This window comes from Streptomyces sp. NPDC047869, assembly GCF_040704065.1.
Taxonomy (GTDB): Bacteria; Actinomycetota; Actinomycetes; order Streptomycetales; family Streptomycetaceae; genus Streptomyces.
This window is the reverse complement of the sequence record NZ_JBEYRK010000018.1, coordinates 1-16,212: the sequence shown is the minus strand read 5'-3', so window position 1 is coordinate 16,212 and position 16,212 is coordinate 1. Positions and strand designations below refer to the sequence as shown.

12 protein-coding genes and 1 pseudogene are annotated in these 16,212 nt (G+C 72.0%); 8 read left to right on the top strand and 5 right to left on the bottom strand.

Going from position 1 to position 16,212, the window contains the following annotated elements; all coding sequences use genetic code 11:
* A complete protein-coding gene (locus tag AB0924_RS22910; RefSeq protein WP_358932306.1) occupies positions 1-681 on the bottom strand; it encodes a 4'-phosphopantetheinyl transferase superfamily protein in 681 nt (226 codons plus the stop codon).
* Positions 629-1,534 (bottom strand): metallophosphoesterase, encoded by a 906-nt coding sequence (locus AB0924_RS22905; RefSeq protein WP_366912372.1) that lies wholly within the window; start codon positions 1,532-1,534, stop codon positions 629-631. The genes AB0924_RS22910 and AB0924_RS22905 overlap by 53 nt, the downstream gene beginning before the upstream one ends.
* A 268-nt stretch (positions 1,535-1,802) precedes the next feature.
* Here AB0924_RS22905 and AB0924_RS22900 point away from each other — a divergent pair, with 268 nt between their 5' ends.
* Together AB0924_RS22900 and AB0924_RS22895 are read left to right on the top strand one after the other, a co-directional pair.
* Positions 1,803-2,930 carry an ATP-grasp domain-containing protein gene (locus tag AB0924_RS22900; protein WP_358932302.1) on the top strand — a complete coding sequence of 376 codons (1,128 nt, stop codon included), beginning with the start codon at positions 1,803-1,805 and terminating at the stop codon, positions 2,928-2,930.
* A gap of 139 nt (positions 2,931-3,069) precedes the next feature.
* A complete protein-coding gene (locus tag AB0924_RS22895; RefSeq protein ID WP_366912371.1) occupies positions 3,070-4,755 on the top strand; it encodes a carbohydrate binding domain-containing protein in 1,686 nt (561 codons plus the stop codon).
* A gap of 250 nt (positions 4,756-5,005) precedes the next feature.
* On the opposite strand, the gene AB0924_RS22890 is transcribed toward AB0924_RS22895, so the two are convergent.
* Positions 5,006-6,343: a 6-phospho-beta-glucosidase gene (locus AB0924_RS22890; protein WP_366912370.1), complete on the bottom strand. Its 1,338-nt coding sequence runs from the start codon at positions 6,341-6,343 to the stop codon at positions 5,006-5,008.
* 311 nt (positions 6,344-6,654) lie between these two features.
* On the opposite strand from AB0924_RS22890, the gene AB0924_RS22885 reads away from it, so the two are divergent.
* Positions 6,655-8,058: a glycoside hydrolase family 16 protein gene (locus AB0924_RS22885; protein ID WP_366912369.1), complete on the top strand. Its 1,404-nt coding sequence runs from the start codon at positions 6,655-6,657 to the stop codon at positions 8,056-8,058.
* Positions 8,059-8,115: 57 nt separating this feature from the next.
* Here the strand turns inward: AB0924_RS22885 and AB0924_RS22880 are convergent, their stop codons facing one another.
* Positions 8,116-8,844: a type 1 glutamine amidotransferase gene (locus AB0924_RS22880; protein ID WP_366912368.1), complete on the bottom strand. Its 729-nt coding sequence runs from the start codon at positions 8,842-8,844 to the stop codon at positions 8,116-8,118.
* A gap of 95 nt (positions 8,845-8,939) precedes the next feature.
* Positions 8,940-9,854, bottom strand: coding sequence for an AraC family transcriptional regulator (locus AB0924_RS22875; protein WP_366912367.1), 915 nt, complete (start codon positions 9,852-9,854; stop codon positions 8,940-8,942).
* 146 nt (positions 9,855-10,000) lie between these two features.
* On the opposite strand from AB0924_RS22875, the gene tkt reads away from it, so the two are divergent.
* From tkt to AB0924_RS22850, 5 genes and pseudogenes are all read left to right on the top strand, one after another.
* Positions 10,001-12,076: a transketolase gene (gene tkt, locus AB0924_RS22870; protein ID WP_366912366.1), complete on the top strand. Its 2,076-nt coding sequence runs from the start codon at positions 10,001-10,003 to the stop codon at positions 12,074-12,076.
* Positions 12,077-12,104: 28 nt separating this feature from the next.
* On the top strand, positions 12,105-13,118 hold the full coding sequence (locus AB0924_RS22865; protein WP_366912365.1) for a transaldolase: 1,014 nt from the start codon (positions 12,105-12,107) through the stop codon (positions 13,116-13,118).
* Positions 13,118-14,713 carry a glucose-6-phosphate dehydrogenase gene (gene zwf, locus AB0924_RS22860; protein ID WP_366912364.1) on the top strand — a complete coding sequence of 532 codons (1,596 nt, stop codon included), beginning with the start codon at positions 13,118-13,120 and terminating at the stop codon, positions 14,711-14,713. The genes AB0924_RS22865 and zwf overlap by 1 nt, the downstream gene beginning before the upstream one ends.
* Positions 14,710-15,636, top strand: a complete 927-nt coding sequence (opcA, locus tag AB0924_RS22855; RefSeq protein WP_358932283.1) for a glucose-6-phosphate dehydrogenase assembly protein OpcA — start codon at positions 14,710-14,712, stop codon at positions 15,634-15,636. The genes zwf and opcA overlap by 4 nt, the downstream gene beginning before the upstream one ends.
* Before the next feature lies 1 nt (position 15,637).
* A pseudogene (locus tag AB0924_RS22850) lies at positions 15,638-16,212 on the top strand (glucose-6-phosphate isomerase); the annotation flags it as partial.

The window sequence follows — 16,212 nt, the reverse complement described above, 5'->3', positions numbered from 1 at the left end:
TCAGTGGTGCGGGACGGTCACCGCCGACAGCACGAGTCCGTCCCGGACGAGCCAGCTCCCCTCGAACGCGCCCACACGGACGCCGCCGACCAGCGGGCCGGGGACGAGCAGCCGGGCGTGGAAGCCGCCACGCGTGTCCTGGCCGGGGGCGGCGGTGAGTTCGATGTCGGCCTCGGAGAAGTCGAGCCAGGCGCGAGTGAGGGGGAACCACGCCTTGTAAACGGACTCCTTGGCGCTGAACAGCAGCCGGTCCCAGTGCACGGCGGGCCGGGCGGCGGACAGCGCGCGGTGCCGGTCCTGCTCGGCGGGGAGCGCGATGGTACCGAAGACGCCGTCCGGCAGCGGTGCGTGCGGTTCGGCGTCGATGCCGAGGGAGGCCAGGTCGGCGGCGCGCACGAGCGCGGCGGCGCGGTAGCCGTCGCAGTGGGTCATGCTGCCGGCCAGCCCGTCCGGCCACACGGGGGCGCCGCGCTCACCGGTCAGCACGGGCTGCGGCGGTACGCCGAGCTTCTCCATGGCCCGCCGGGCGCAGACCCGCGCCGCCGTGAACTCCCGGCGGCGCTTGCTCACCGCCCGCGCGACGAGCGGGCGCTCCTGCGGGTACAGCAGGGCCTCATCGGTGTCCTGGTCACCGTGCGACTCCACGGCCACCACCGACTCCGGGAGCAGCTCCTCGATCACCGGGTCCGACCTCCATCGGCAGTACGGGGCGCGGCTGCCCCGGGGGCACCGGGCGCTTGCGCCATTCGCGCGGGTATCCCACGGACACCTCTTCGAAGCGGACTCCCTCGTGCCAGGTGGTCCGCGGGATGTGCAGATGGCCGTAGACCATCGTCTCGACCCGGAACCGGTGGTGCCAGTCGGCGGTGAGGGTGGTGCCGCACCACATGGCGAACTCGGGGTACCACAGCACGTCCGTCGGGTGCCGGTCGAGCGGGTAGTGCGCGGCCAGGACGGTCGGCAGGTCCGCGGGCAGCTCGGCGAGCCTGCGCTCGGTCTCGGCGACGCGGGCGCGGCACCAGTCCTCGCGGGTCGGGTAGGGGTCGGGGTGCAGCAGGTACTCGTCGTTGCAGACGATGCCGGTGCTGTGCGCGTAGGCCAGGCCGTCGGTCTTGGTGGCGCAGCCGTCCGGCAGGAAGGAGTAGTCGTACAGCAGGAACAGCGGGGCGACGGCGACCGGGCCGCCGGGGCCGCGCCACACCGGGTACGGATCCTCGGGTGTGAGCACGCCCAGTTCCCGGCACACGGCGACGAGGTGCTCGTAGCGGGCGACACCGCGCAGGGTGACGGTGTCCTTCGGGTGGGTCCACAGCTCGTGGTTGCCGGGTGCCCACAGGACCTTGGCGAAGCGGTCCGCGAGGGTGCCGAGCGCCCAGCGGATGTCCTCGACGGTCTCGGCGACGTCCCCGGCCACGATCAGCCAGTCGTCGTCCGTCGTGGGGCGCATCCGCTCCACGAGCGCGCGGTTCTCCGGATACGAGATGTGCAGGTCGCTGATGGCCAGCAGCTGTCCGGCCCCGGCCGTCGACTCCACCCCGTGCCCCTTCCGATCATGCCAAGGGCACCACCAGAACACATCCACGAGGCCGGGGCAAGGGGATCTTCGGCCAGTGCCCGCCCGACCGGACCGGGGGGAATCCGTAACCTGCGCGTTGCACGCGCGGGCGTTTGAAAGCCGTATGATCGCCCCGACACCGGCGCCCCTAACTCCCCCTTCCACAGGGCCGTTTGGTGTCCCTTCCTCCCTCCTGCCCGGGCACGGGCCGCTGCGCCCTGCCCGAAAACCCCGAAAGGCGGCCTGCATGGCCTCTCGCGTACGCGTCTGGCTCAACCGCACGTACGCGGAGAACGTCTTCTTCATGGATCAGCTGCGGAGGAATCCCAGCGACCGGGCGGTCGAGATCCACGCCACGCACGGCGACGCCGACTCCCCCGTGCTGGCCGCCGCCGACACCGCCGAGCTGGAGCCGGAGGGCCTGTCGCCGGCCGCGTACGTGGAGTACGCCCTCGCCCAGTGCGCCCGGCGCGGGATCGACGTGTTCGTGCCCCGGCTGCACCAGGCGGAGATCGTGGCGCACCGCGCGGAGTTCCGGGCGGCCGGGACCGCGCTACTGGCACCGACGCCCGAGGCCGTGGCCGTGTTCGAGGACAAGGCGACCGCGTACGAGGCGGCGAGCGCGGTCGGCGTGCCGGTGCCGCCCTGGTGGCGGGTGCGCACGGCGGACGAACTCGTCGCCGCGGTGGAGGAGCTGGAGGCGGCCGGGGAGCGGGCGTGCTTCAAACCGGCGTCCGGGGCGGGCGGGGTCGGCTTCCGGATGATCACCCGTGCGCCCTTCTCGCTCACGCATCTGAGCGGGTTCCCCGGGCCGTACGTCCAGCTCGACCTGGTGGTCGAGGTGCTGCGGCGGGCCGAGGAGCCGGTGGACTGGCTGGTGATGCCGCGGCTGGAGCAGCCGGAGGTGTCGGTCGACTGCCTGACCGGGCCGGACAACCGGGTCCGGCTGGCGGTGGGCCGGACCAAGAACGGCCGCCGCCGGGGCTTCACGCTGCGCGAGCGGTGGCTGGCGCCGGCCCGGCTGCTCGCGGAGGGCTTCGGGCTGCACTACCTGTCCAACATCCAGTTCCGGATGCACGGCGACCGCCCGGTGCTGCTGGACGTCAACACCAGGCCGGCCGGAGGGCTGCACCAGCTCTCGCTCTGCGGGGTCAACGCCCCCTGGGCGGCTGTGCGGTTGGCGCTGGGCGAGGACCCGGGTGTGATCGAGCCCCCGTTCCTGGGCCAGGACTACACGGTGGTGTCGGCGCCGCGCACGCTGCGGCCGGTGTCCGTGCCACAGCAGCGGACCGCGCAGACTCCGCTCCCCGCGGTCCCCGCGCCCGCCGACGGAGCCGCCAGGCAGGCCGGTTCTCCCGCCACCGCCCCGGCGTGACGCCCTCACCCCCCACACGGGCCCGGACCAATCCGAACTCGCCCTATTGACACTCCGATTGGTCCATACCAACTTGGTGGGCGCACCTTCCGCATTCCCCTTGCACTCCCGGACACCCCCATCCCCACAGGGAGATCGCGTGCGCCACATACTCGGGCGTCCCAGACGCCGGCTCCTCGCCCTGCTCGGCTCCGCCGCCCTGGCCCTCGGCGGGGCCGTCGCCCTTCCGGGCACCGCACAGGCGGCCAACGTCCTCACCAACCCCGGCTTCGAATCGGGCGGCCTCTCCCCCTGGACCTGCACCGGCAACCTCGGCTCGGTCGTCTCCTCCCCTGTGCACGGCGGCTCCAAGGCCCTGCAGGGGGCGGTGAGTTCGAGCGACAACGCACAGTGCAGCCAGACGGTCGCGGTCAAGCCGAACACCGCGTACACCCTCAGCGGCTGGGTCCGCGGTTCGTACGTGTACCTCGGCGTCAACGGCGGCGCCTCCACCTGGACCACGTCCCCGTCGGCGTACAGCCAGCTCAGCGTCTCCTTCACCACCGGCGCCTCGCAGACCAGCGCCACCATCTATGTGCACGGCTGGTACGCGCAGGGCTCGTACTACGCCGACGACATCCAGCTCGACGGCCCGGGCGGCGGAGGCGGCGGGGACACCCAGGCTCCGACCGCGCCCGGCGGGCTCGCCTCGACCGGCAAGTCCTCCTCCAGCGTGTCACTGAAGTGGAACGCCGCCTCGGACAACGTGGGCGTGACGGCGTACGACATCTACGCCGGAGCGAGCCAGGTGCTCAGCGTCTCCGGGACCTCCGCCACGGTCAGTGGACTGTCGCCGAGCACGTCGTACACCTTCACCGTGAAGGCGCGGGACGCCGCCGGGAACGTGTCGCCGGCCTCCAGCCCGGTGTCCGTCACGACGGACACCGGGAGCGGCGGCGGCACCGGGTTCAAGCAGGCGGCCCCCTATCTGTACGAGGGCTGGGGCGATCCGCCGAACCCGGCCACGGTGATGAGCGCGACCGGCGTCAAGTGGTTCACCATGGCGTTCGTGCTGGACTCGGGCGGCTGCAACCCGGCCTGGGACGGCAGCCGGGCGCTGACCGGCGGCGCCGACCAGACCGCCGTCAACCAGATCCGTTCGGCGGGCGGTGACGTCGTCCCGTCGTTCGGCGGCTGGCAGGGCAGCAAGCTCGGCGCCAACTGCTCCTCGGCGAGCGCGCTCGCGGGGGCGCTGCAGAAGGTGATCGACGCCTACTCGCTGAAGGCGATCGACATGGACATCGAGAACACCGACGAGTTCGAGAACGAGGCCGTGCAGGCGCGGATCCTCACCGCGCTGAAGACGGTCAAGGCCAACAACCCCGGCCTGAAGACCATCGTGACCTTCGGCACCTCGACCACCGGCCCGACCTACTACGGCAACCGGCTCATCGAGCAGGCGCAGTCGCTGGGCGCCGACATCGACGTCTTCACGATCATGCCGTTCGACTTCGGCGGCGGCTCCGGCATGTACGGCAACACCGTGAACGCGGCCGACGGACTGAAGAACAAGCTGAAGTCGACGTTCGGCTGGGACGACGCGACCGCCTACTCGCACATCGGCATCTCCGGCATGAACGGCCTGTCCGACCAGCAGGAGAACACCACCCCGGCGATCTGGACCCAGATCCGTGACTGGGCCAACTCCCACCACATCGCGCGGCTCGCCTACTGGGCGGTCAACCGCGACCGGCCCTGCCCGGGCGGCGGCGTGGTGAGCAACTGCTCCGGCATCAGCCAGAGCACCTGGCAGTTCACCTCCATCACGGCCGGCTTCACCGGCTGAGCACGGCGGCACACGGCCACGTCCCCCCGGCTCCTGGGCCGGGGGGATTCTTTTTTTCCGCCCGGGGTGTATCAGGGGGCGGTCCCGCGACTCCCAATAGCAGGAACAGGGGGACACGGGGGAAGCACGGGGGAAGCACCGACGGGGGGAACGGGGGATCGGACCGGCCGGCCGCGGTCACGGGGAGCGGCCGGCCGGCCCGACGGACGAACCCCGGCCGCGTAGAGGGGGAGCGGGTCCGGTGCCGGGGTTACGTCAGGTACCCGAGCCCGGGATGGACGGCCGTGTACCCCTCCACCAGGCGCCGGGCCACGTGGACCGAGTCGACCAGCGGATGCAGCGCGAACGCCTTCACGGCCGTGGCGCGCGACCCCGACCCGGCGGCGGCCAGCACCTCGCGCTCGACGGCCTTGACCGCGCACACCAGCCCGGTGGCATGGCCGGGCAGCGGGGCGGCCGCGACCGGGTGGGCACCGTTGGCGTCGACCAGGCAGGGCACCTCGACCACGGCGTCGTCGTCCAGGACGGACAGGGTGCCCCGGTTGCGGACGTTGAGGATCAGCGTGGTCCGCTCGTCCCGGGCGATGGCCCGCATCAGGGCGAGGGCCACCTTCTCGTAGCCGCCCGAGAGGTCCTCGGCCTCGCGCTCGCCGGCGCCCGCCGTCTCGCGGTTCTCCGCCATGTAGGTCGCCTCGCGCTCGGCGCGGGTCCGCTCCCAGGCACCGAGGGCGGAGACATCCGTACGGCGGGCCTCGTCGTAGAAGCGCGCCTGCTGCTCGCGCAGGAAGGCGCCGCGGGTCTTCTCCGCCTCCTGGTAGGCGCGCACCGTCTCGCGGTTGAAGTAGTAGTAGTGCAGGTACTCGTTGGGGATCGCGCCCAGCGACTGCAGCCAGTCGGCGCCGAAGAGCCTGCCCTCCTCGAAGGAGCCGAGCAGTCCCGGGTCGGCGAGCAGGCGCGGCAGTTCGTCGCGGCCGTCGACGCGCAGACCGCGTAGCCAGCCGAGGTGGTTGAGTCCGACGTAGTCGATCCAGGCGTCCTCGGGCCGCACCCCGAGCACCCGGGCCACCCGGCGGCCGAGGCCGACCGGCGAGTCGCAGATGCCGATCACGCGGTCGCCGAGGTGGCGGGACATGGCCTCGGTGACCAGCCCCGCCGGGTTGGTGAAGTTGATGACCCAGGCCTCCGGGGCCAGACGGGCCACCCGCCGCGCGATGTCGACGGCGACCGGGACCGTCCGCAGGCCGTAGGCGATGCCGCCGGCACCGACCGTCTCCTGGCCGAGGACCCCCTCGGCCAGGGCCACCCGCTCGTCGTCCGCCCGGCCCTGGAGGCCGCCCACGCGGATCGCGGAGAAGACGAAGTCGGCGCCGCGCAGGGCCTCGTCGAGGTCGGTGGTGGTGGTCACGCGAGGGGCGTCGGCGGCGGCCGACGCCTGCTCGGCCAGCACCCGGGCGACCGCGTGCAGCCGGCCGGCGTCCGGATCGTGCAGCACCACCTCCGTGACCCGGCCCGCACCGCGGTCGGTCAGCAGCGCCCCGTACACGAGCGGAACCCGGAAGCCGCCGCCGCCCAGAATCGTCAGTCTCACGCCTGCACCCTCGCACATCGAGGCGCGCCACGGGGAAGTCCCCGCGCCGTGGACCGGGGCCGGCGAACCGGCGGGGCCGGTGCTGCCGCACCCTCGAACGGGGCCCGCCGCGGCGGCACGGTCTGCTCCGGTACGGGCGGCTTCATGGGGTGAACTCCCCCGCGTTGAAAGGAGTTTCTCTGCTTCAACTCTTGACGACCGGGGAACCGGGGAGCACATTGGCGACACTCTGAGAGCGCTCTCAATACACCATGGGAGCGCCTCCAAGGTTCTCCCCGCACACCACTTCCGTACCCGAGAGGCTCTCCCCCATGAGCGATTCCTCCGGCAGGTCCAGACCCCGGCTGTTCCGCCGCACGCTGGTCGCGGTCGCCGCGACCGTCGGTCTGGCCACGGCGGTCGCGACGGCCGCCACCGCCCCGGCGAGCGCGTCCGCCCCCACCCCGCCGTCCGGCTGGACCCAGGTCTTCCTCGACGACTTCAACGGCTCGGCCGGTTCCGGCGTCAACACCTCCAACTGGCAGTACGACACCGGCACTTCGTATCCGGGCGGCGCGGCCAACTGGGGTACGGGCGAGGTCGAGACGATGACCTCCAGCACCAGCAACGTCGCGCTGGACGGCAACGGCAACCTGCTCATCACCCCGCGCCGCGACGCCTCCGGCCGCTGGACCTCGGGCCGCATCGAGACGACGCGGACCGACTTCCAGCCCCCGTCGGGCGGCAAGCTGCGGGTGCAGGCCCGCATCCAGATGCCCAACGTCACCGGCGCCGCCGCCAAGGGCTACTGGCCGGCGTTCTGGATGCTCGGCTCACCGTTCCGCGGCAACTACCAGAACTGGCCGGGCGTCGGCGAGCTGGACATCATGGAGAACGTCCAGGGCCTCAACACCGACTGGTCGACCGTGCACTGCGGGACCAACCCCGGCGGCCCCTGCAACGAGACCTCCGGCATCGGCAACTCCACGTCCTGCACCGGCAGCACCTGTCAGGCCGGCTTCCACACCTACTCGATGGAGTGGGACCGCTCGACCAGCCCCGAGGAGATCCGCTTCTACCTCGACGGCGTCAACTTCCACACCGTGAAGGCCAACCAGGTCGACGCGGCCACCTGGGCCAACGCCACCAACCACGGCTACTTCGTCATCCTCAACGTGGCGATGGGCGGCGGCTTCCCGGGGGCCTTCGGCGGCGGACCCGACGGCGGCACCGAGCCCAACCACCCGATGACCGTGGACTACGTGCAGGTCCTGCAGTCCTCCGGCGGCGGTGGCGGCGGCACCACTCCCCCGCCCTCCGGCAACCGGGACGCCTACAGCGCCATCCAGGCCGAGTCCTACGACAGCCAGTCCGGCGTGGTCCCCGAGTCCACCACCGACTCCGGCGGCGGGCAGAACCTCGGTTCCCTCGCGAACGGCGACTGGGCGCTGTACAAGGGCGTCGACTTCGGCTCCACCGCGGCCAAGCAGTTCTACGCCCGGGTGGCGAGCGGGGCCGCGTCCGGCGTCAGCGGACTGGTGGAGGTACGGCTGGACAGCCGGAGCAACGCCCCGGTCGGCAGCTTCGCGCTGGCCGGCACCGGAGGCTGGCAGTCGTGGCGCACCGTCCCGGCGAACATCACCGGGGTGACCGGCACGCACGACGTCTATCTGACCTTCACCAGCGGCCAGCCGGCCGACTTCGTGAACGTCAACTGGTTCGACTTCGGTCACTGACGAGGTGATCGCGCGCCCGGGCCCGTGACCGCTCGCCGGTGACGGGGCCGGGCACCGTCATCCGACCGCGGGGGCGGGGCGCTCACGCACCAGCCGCGCGAAGCGCAGCGCCACCTCGCGCCACACCGGGGCCGCGGCGGGATCGGCCCGCCGGGCCGCGTGGAGCAGTTCGTCCCGGTCGACGCCGTGCCGAGACAGGCGCTCCGCCGGCCAGTGCGCGATCTGCTCGGGGTCGGCCTCGGGGTGGAACTGCACGCCCCACGCCCACCGGCCGAGCCGGAAGGCCTGGTGGGGACAGCGCTCGCTGCGCGCCAGCGGGCGCGCCCCGGCCGGCAGCCGCACGATCGCGTCCACGTGGTTCTCGACCGCAGTCGGACGCTCGGGCAGCCCGCCGAACAGCGGGTCCTCGGCCGCCGGCGCGAGCAGGGTCAGCACCGTGCTGCCGAACTCGGGTTCGCCGTGCTCCCCCTTCACCTCACCGCCCGCCACCTGCGCCAGCATCTGTCCGCCGAGGCAGATCCCGAAGACCGGCACGTCGCGTTCCAGCGCCTGGCCCATCAGGGTCCGGGTACGCGGCAGCCAGGGCGCCCGGGTGTCGTCGTCGGGCAGGTAGCCGCCGCCGAGCACGATCAGTGCCTGGTGCTCCAGCCGGTCCGGTAGCTCCTGCCCGGTGTCCGCGCGGACCACGTCCAGGTCCACGCCGCCCTCGGCCAGCCAGCCGGCCCACCGGCCGGGCCCGCCGTTCGGACCGTTCTGCACCACCAGTGCCGTGGCCCGGCTCCTCATGCCCTCACCCTGCCCTTCCGCGAGACTCCCGCGCATCCTAGGCAGGCGCACCGCCGCACGGTGGCGGTGCGCCCGGGGCGAGCGGGGTCCGGGGGTCAGTGCAGTTCGGCCCGGAACGCCACCGGTGTGACGCCGGTGTGGAGCTGGAAGAACTTGGAGAAGTTGGCCGCGTCGGGGAAGCCCACGGCCGCCCCGACGCGGCCGATCGGCATGTCGGTGTGGGCGAGCAGGCGCTTGGCCTCCAGCACCACCCGCTTGTCGATGAATCCCTTCGGCGTCTCGCCGGTGGCCGCGCGGACCGCGCGGACGAGCGTGCGGCGGGAGTAACCGAGCGCGTCCGCGTAGGCGCTGACGCTGTGCTGGGTGGCGAAGCCCTTCTCGACCGCGTCGCGGAAGAGCGTGAAGGTGCTGTCCGCCGGCCGCCGGGCGGCCTCGGCCGAGCTGGCCGCGAGGTGGGCGAGGCGCAGCAGGAACGCCGTCAGGGTGTGCCGCAGGACGGCCGTGTGCAGGCTGAGCGGCAGCGTCACGGTGTCCTCGTACTCGCGGCGCAGCTGCTCGAGCGCCCCCTCGAGCGCGGAGAGCTGTCGCGGTCCGGGGCGCAGCAGCGGCGGCAGGTCGTAGCGGTACAGGCCGGTGGCCTCGACGGTGGCGCGGGGCAGGAAGCCGGGCTGCATGGTCAGGACGGTTCCGCGGTACTCGCTGCTCCGGGCGAAGCGGTGGACCTGCCCGGGGCGGATCCACAGCAGATCCCCGGCGCCGGCCTCGTACTCGGCGAAGTCGGCCATGTGCCGTACGGGGCCGGCGGAGAACAGCATGACCACGTGGAAGTCGATGCGGTGGACGCGGTGCAGCGGGGCGTCGGCGTGCCAGGTGCGGTCGCCTTCCATGGGGCCGATCCGCATGCCGACGCCCCCGACGGCCGGGTCGGCCGGGAAGGGGAAGGTTCTGATCGCGTCGCCGTCCATGCCCTCGTCGCCCTCGCCATCGGCTCGGGGTGATTCGTCCGCCATGTGCTCCGTGTGCCGTTCCGCTCGCGCGATCACTGTCCCAGATTCACCACAGGCTGACACACCGCGACCTTTCCTCGAAAAAGTCAGACTTTTAGATTTGAACGCGCCCGGCCAGCCATCCCGCACTCAACGAGGACTTCCTGAAGATGAGCACGCAGACACCCGAAGGCTTCGAGTGGACCGACCTCGACCGGCGCGCCGTGGACACTGCCCGGCTTCTCGCCGCGGACGCGGTCCAGAAGGTCGGCAACGGTCACCCCGGCACCGCGATGAGCCTGGCGCCTGTCGCATACACGATCTTTCAAAAGGTGATGCGTCATGACCCGGCCGACCCCGAGTGGACCGGCCGTGACCGCTTCGTGCTCTCCCCCGGCCACACCTCGCTGACCCTCTACACCCAGCTCTTCCTCGCCGGGTACGAGTTGGAGCTGGACGATCTCAAGGCGTTCCGCACGCACGGCTCGAAGACGCCCGGCCACCCGGAGTACGGCCACACCGCCGGTGTCGAGACCACGACCGGCCCGCTCGGCCAGGGTGTCGCCAACGCCGTCGGCATGGCGATGGCCGCCCGCTACGAGCGCGGCCTGTTCGACCCGGACGCCCCCGAGGGCGAGTCCCCCTTCGACCACACCGTCTGGGCGATCGTCTCCGACGGCGACCTGCAGGAGGGCGTCTCCGCCGAGGCCTCCTCGCTCGCGGGCCACCAGAGGCTCGGCAACCTGGTCTTCGTCTACGACGACAACCACATCTCCATCGAGGGCGACACCGCCACCGCCTTCTCCGAGGACGTGCTGAAGCGGTACGAGGCCTACGGCTGGCACACCCAGCGCGTCACGCCCACCACCGACGGCGACGTCGACGCCCCCGCGCTGCACGCGGCGCTGGAGGCCGCGCGGGCCGAGACCGGGCGGCCCTCCATCATCGCCCTCCGTACGGTCATCGCGTGGCCGGCCCCGAACGCGAGGAACACCGAGGCCGCCCACGGATCGGCGCTCGGCGAGGACGAGATCGCCGCAACCAAGCGCCTTCTCGGCTTCGACCCGGAGCGCGCCTTCGAGGTCGCGGACGAGGTCCTGGACCATTCCCGGCGGGCCCTGGACCGGGGCGCCGAGGCGCACGCGGCCTGGGACAAGCGGATCGCCGAGTGGCGGGCCGCGCACCCCGAGCGGGCACGGCTGTTCGACCGGATCAGCAAGGGCGAGCTGCCCGAGGGCTGGCAGGACGCGCTGCCCGTGTTCGAGGAGGGCAAGTCCGTCGCCACCCGCGCCGCCTCCGGCAACGTGCTGCAGGCCCTCGGCCCGGTGCTCCCCGAGCTGTGGGGCGGCTCCGCCGACCTCGCCGGTTCGAACAACACCACCATCGACAAGAGCAGCTCCTTCCTGCCGGCCGGCAACCCGCTGCCCGAGGCCGACCCGTACGGCCGTACGGTCCACTTCGGCATCCGCGAGTTCTCGATGGCCGCGGAGATGAACGGCATCGCCCTGCACGGCAACACCCGCGTCTACGGCGGCACCTTCCTGGTGTTCTCCGACTACATGCGCAACGCCGTGCGGATGTCGGCCCTGATGCAGCTCCCGGTGACGTACATCTGGACGCACGACTCCATCGGCCTCGGCGAGGACGGCCCGACCCACCAGCCGGTCGAGCACCTGGCCTCGCTGCGCGCGATCCCGGGCCTGAACGTCGTCCGCCCGGCGGACGCCAACGAGACCGCGATCGCCTGGGCCGAGATCCTGAAGAGGCACGCCACCGCCCCTGCCCCGCACGGACTCGCGCTCACCCGCCAGGGCGTGCCCGTCTACGCGCCGAACGAGGACGCGGCCAAGGGCGGCTATGTGCTGCGCGAGTCGTCGACCGAGACCCCGGAGGTGATCATCATCGCGACCGGTTCCGAGGTGCAGCTCGCCGTCGCCGCGCGGGAGCGGCTGGAGGCCGAGGGGATCGGCACCCGGGTGGTGTCCATGCCGTCCGTGGAGTGGTTCGAGGAGCAGCCGCGCTCCTACCGGGAGCGGGTGCTGCCGCCGGCCGTGAAGGCCCGGGTCGCCGTGGAGGCCGGCATCGGCCTGACCTGGCACCGCTTCGTGGGCGACGCGGGCCGGATCGTCTCCCTCGAGCACTTCGGTGCCTCCGCTGACGCGGCCACGCTGTTCGCCGAGTTCGGCTTCACCCCCGAGAACGTCGCCGCCGCTGCCCGCGAGTCGCTGGCCGCCATCCACGCCTGATACCGACGCGATAGGAAAGAAGATCACTGTGACCGAAGCAATCGCCACCCCGGGAGCCCTCAAGCGCCTCGCCGACGAGGGGGTGTCGGTCTGGCTGGACGACCTGTCGCGCAGCCGTATCACCTCGGGCGGTCTGGCCTCTCTCGTGGACGGCGGCGGTGTCGTCGGCGTCACCACCAACCCCTCGATCTTCCAGGCGGCCATAGGCTCCGGCGAGGGCTACGAGGAGCAGCTCACCGAGCTCGCGGTCCGCGGTGTGACGGTCGACGAGGCCGTGCGCATGATGACGACCGCCGACGTGCGGGCGGCCGCGGACGTCCTGCGGGACGTTTACACCGTCTCGGACGGCCGCGACGGCCGGGTCTCCATCGAGGTCGACCCGCGGCTCGCCCACCGCACCGAGGCCACGGTCGCCGAGGCCAAGCAGCTCGCCTGGCTGGTCGACCGCCCCAACGTGATGATCAAGATCCCGGCGACCCGGGCGGGCCTGCCGGGCCTGGACCTGTCGGAGATCCACTCGGTGGCGTCCTTCTTCGTCTCCCGCGTGGACAGCGAGATCGACAAGCGGCTGACCGCGCTGGGCACCGACGAGGCCCTCGCGCTCAAGGGCCGCGCGGCCCTCGCCAACGCACGGCTCGCCTACGAGGCGTACGAGGAGGTGTTCGGCTCCGGGCGCTGGCAGGCGCTCGCCGGTGACCGGGCCAACAAGCAGCGTCCGCTGTGGGCCTCCACCGGTGTGAAGGACCCCGCCTACAAGGACACGCTGTACGTCGACGAGCTGGTCGCCCCCGGCACCGTCAACACCATGCCGGAGGCCACCCTGAGGGCCACCGCCGACCACGGCGAGATCACCGGCGACACGGTGACCGGCGGCTACGACCGGGCCCGTGCGGACCTCGCGGCCGTCGAGCGGCTCGGCGTCTCCTACGACGAGGTCGTCCAGCAGCTCGAGGACGAGGGCGTCGCCAAGTTCGAGACGGCCTGGCAGGAGCTGCTGGACGCCGTCACCGAGTCGCTGAAGAGCAAGGGAGTTGAGGCGTGATGACGACCGACGCCCAGCAGCCGGAGAAGCCGGCCGCGACCGAGGACGTTCGTGTCCCGGTCGGCCCGGCCGCCGACTGGGTGAACCCGCTGCGGGACCCCAGCGACCGCCGGCTGCCCCGCATCGCGGGCCCCTCCGGTCTGGTCATCTTCGGCGTGACCGGTGACCTGTCCCGCAAGAAGCTGATGCCGGCCGTCTACGACCTGGCCAACCGCGGTCTGCTGCCGCCCGGCTTCTCCCTCGTCGGCTTCGCCCGCCGGGACTGGGAGGACCAGGACTTCGCGCAGGTCGTGCACGACGCGGTGCGCGAGCACTCGCGCACCCCGTTCCGGGAGGAGGTCTGGCAGCAGCTCGCCGAGGGCATGCGGTTCATCCCCGGTGACTTCGACGACGACACCGCGTTCAAGCAGCTCAAGGACGCCGTCGAGGAGCTGGACGCCTCCCGGGGCACCGGCGGCAACTTCGCGTTCTACCTCTCGGTGCCGCCGAAGTTCTTCCCCAAGGTCGTGCAGCAGCTCAAGAAGCACGGCCTGGCCTCCCCGCCGCAGGGCGCCTGGCGGCGCGCGGTCATCGAGAAGCCGTTCGGCCACGACCTGGCCAGCGCCCGCAACCTGAACGCCATCCTGCACGACGTGTTCGACCCCGACCAGGTGTTCCGGATCGACCACTACCTCGGCAAGGAGACGGTCCAGAACATCCTGGCGCTGCGCTTCGCCAACCAGATGTACGAGCCGATCTGGAACCGCAGTTACGTCGACCACGTGCAGATCACGATGGCCGAGGACATCGGCATCGGCGGCCGCGCCGGCTACTACGACGGCATCGGCGCCGCCCGTGACGTCATCCAGAACCACCTGCTGCAGCTCATGGCCCTCACGGCCATGGAGGAGCCCATCGCGTTCGACGCGGAGGCGCTGCTCACCGAGAAGCTGAAGGTGCTGAAGTCGGTGCGGCTGCCGGAGGACCTCGGCCGGCACACGGTGCGCGGCCAGTACACGGCCGGCTGGCAGGGCGGCGAGAAGGTCGTCGGCTACCTCCAGGAGGAGGGCATCGACCCCAAGTCGAAGACCGACACCTACGCCGCGATCAAGCTCGGCATCGACAACCGCCGCTGGGCGGGTGTCCCCTTCTACCTGCGCGCCGGCAAGCGCCTCGGCCGCCGGGTCACCGAGATCGCGGTGGTCTTCCAGCGGGCCCCGCACTCCCCATTCGACTCCACCGCCACCGAGGAGCTGGGCCAGAACGCCATCGTGATCCGCGTCCAGCCGGACGAGGGCATGACCGTGCGGTTCGGATCCAAGGTCCCGGGCACCTCGATGGAGATCCGGGACGTGTCCATGGACTTCGCCTACGGCGAGTCGTTCACGGAGTCCAGCCCGGAGGCGTACGAGCGGCTCATCCTGGACGTGCTGCTCGGCGACGCCAACCTGTTCCCCCGTCACCAGGAAGTGGAAGAGTCCTGGAAGATCCTCGACCCGATCGAGGAGTACTGGTCCCGGCACGGCAGGCCGGCCCAGTACCCGGCGGGTACCTGGGGGCCGGAAGAGGCAAACGAGATGCTCGCACGAGACGGACGGAGCTGGCGCAGGCCATGAAGATCGACCTGACCGACACCACGGCAAGCAAGATCAACAAGGCGCTGGTACGGGGCCGCCGGGCCATCGGCACCCCGGCCGTGGGCATGGTCCTGACGATGGTCATCGTCACGGACGAGGAGAACGCCTACGACTCGCTCCGGGCCGCCGAGGAGGCCTCGCACGAGCATCCCTCGCGGACCCTCGTCGTCATCAAGCGACACGCCCGCACCCTGCGCGACCGCACCACCTCCCGGCTGGACGCCGAGGTCCGGGTGGGCTCCGAGGCAGGCACCGGCGAGACAGTGGTGCTGCGCACCTACGGCGAGGTGTCCGACCACGCCGACTCGGTGGTCCTGCCGCTGCTGCTGCCCGACGCCCCGGTCGTCGTGTGGTGGCCGGTGGACGCGCCCGAGACTCCCTCCAAGGACCCGCTCGGCGCGCTGGCCCAGCGCCGGATCACCGACCTGTACGCCGTCGAGCGCCCGCTGGAGGTCCTGGAGACCAGGGTCCGCCACTACGCGCCCGGCGACACCGACCTCGCCTGGACCCGGCTCACGCCGTGGCGGTCCATGCTGGCGGCCGCGCTCGACCAAGCCCGGGAGAAGGTGACCTCGGCGGCCGTCGAGGCCGAGCGGGAGAACCCGAGCGCCGAACTCCTCTCGCGCTGGCTTGAGGCCCGGCTGAACGTGCCGGTGGACCGCGTGGTCACGGCGGGGCCGGTGGTCACCGCCGTCCGGCTCGGCACCGAGAACGGCGAGATCGTCATCGACCGCCCCGAGGGGCCCCTGGCGACGCTGACCCTGCCGGGGCAGCCGCCACGCACCCTCGCCCTGAAGGTCCGCCCCACCTCCGAACTCATCGCCGAGGAGCTGCGCCGCCTCGACGCCGACGAGATGTACGCCGTCGCCCTCAGCGGCGGGGTCACCAAGGAGCACGCCTGACATGTCCGACGCACCGTCAGACCTCCCCGAGCTCGACCGCCGCCCCGAGTGGACGGCCCTCGAGGACCACCGGGCCGCGGGTCGGCCCTCCCTGCGCGAGCTGTTCGCGACGGACCCCGGCCGCGCCGAGCGCTACGTCGTCCGGGTCGGCGACCTGCACATCGACTACAGCAAGCACCTGGTCACCGACGAGACCCTGGCCCTGCTGCGGGAACTCGCCGCCGCGACGGACGTCTTCGGCCTGCGGGACGCCATGTTCCGCGGCGAGAAGATCAACATCACCGAGGACCGGGCGGTGCTGCACACCGCGCTGCGAGCCCCCCGGGACGCGGTGATCGAGGTCGACGGCGAGAACGTCGTACTCCGGGTGCACGCGGTGCTGGACAAGATGGCCGGTTTCGCGGAGCGGGTCCGCTCCGGCGAGTGGACCGGCCACACCGGCAGGCGGATCCGCAACGTCGTCAACATCGGCATCGGCGGATCCGACCTCGGGCCCGCCATGGCCTACGAGGCGCTGCGCGCCTACACCGCACGCGAGTTGACCTTCCGGTTCGTGTCGAACGTGGACGGCGCCGA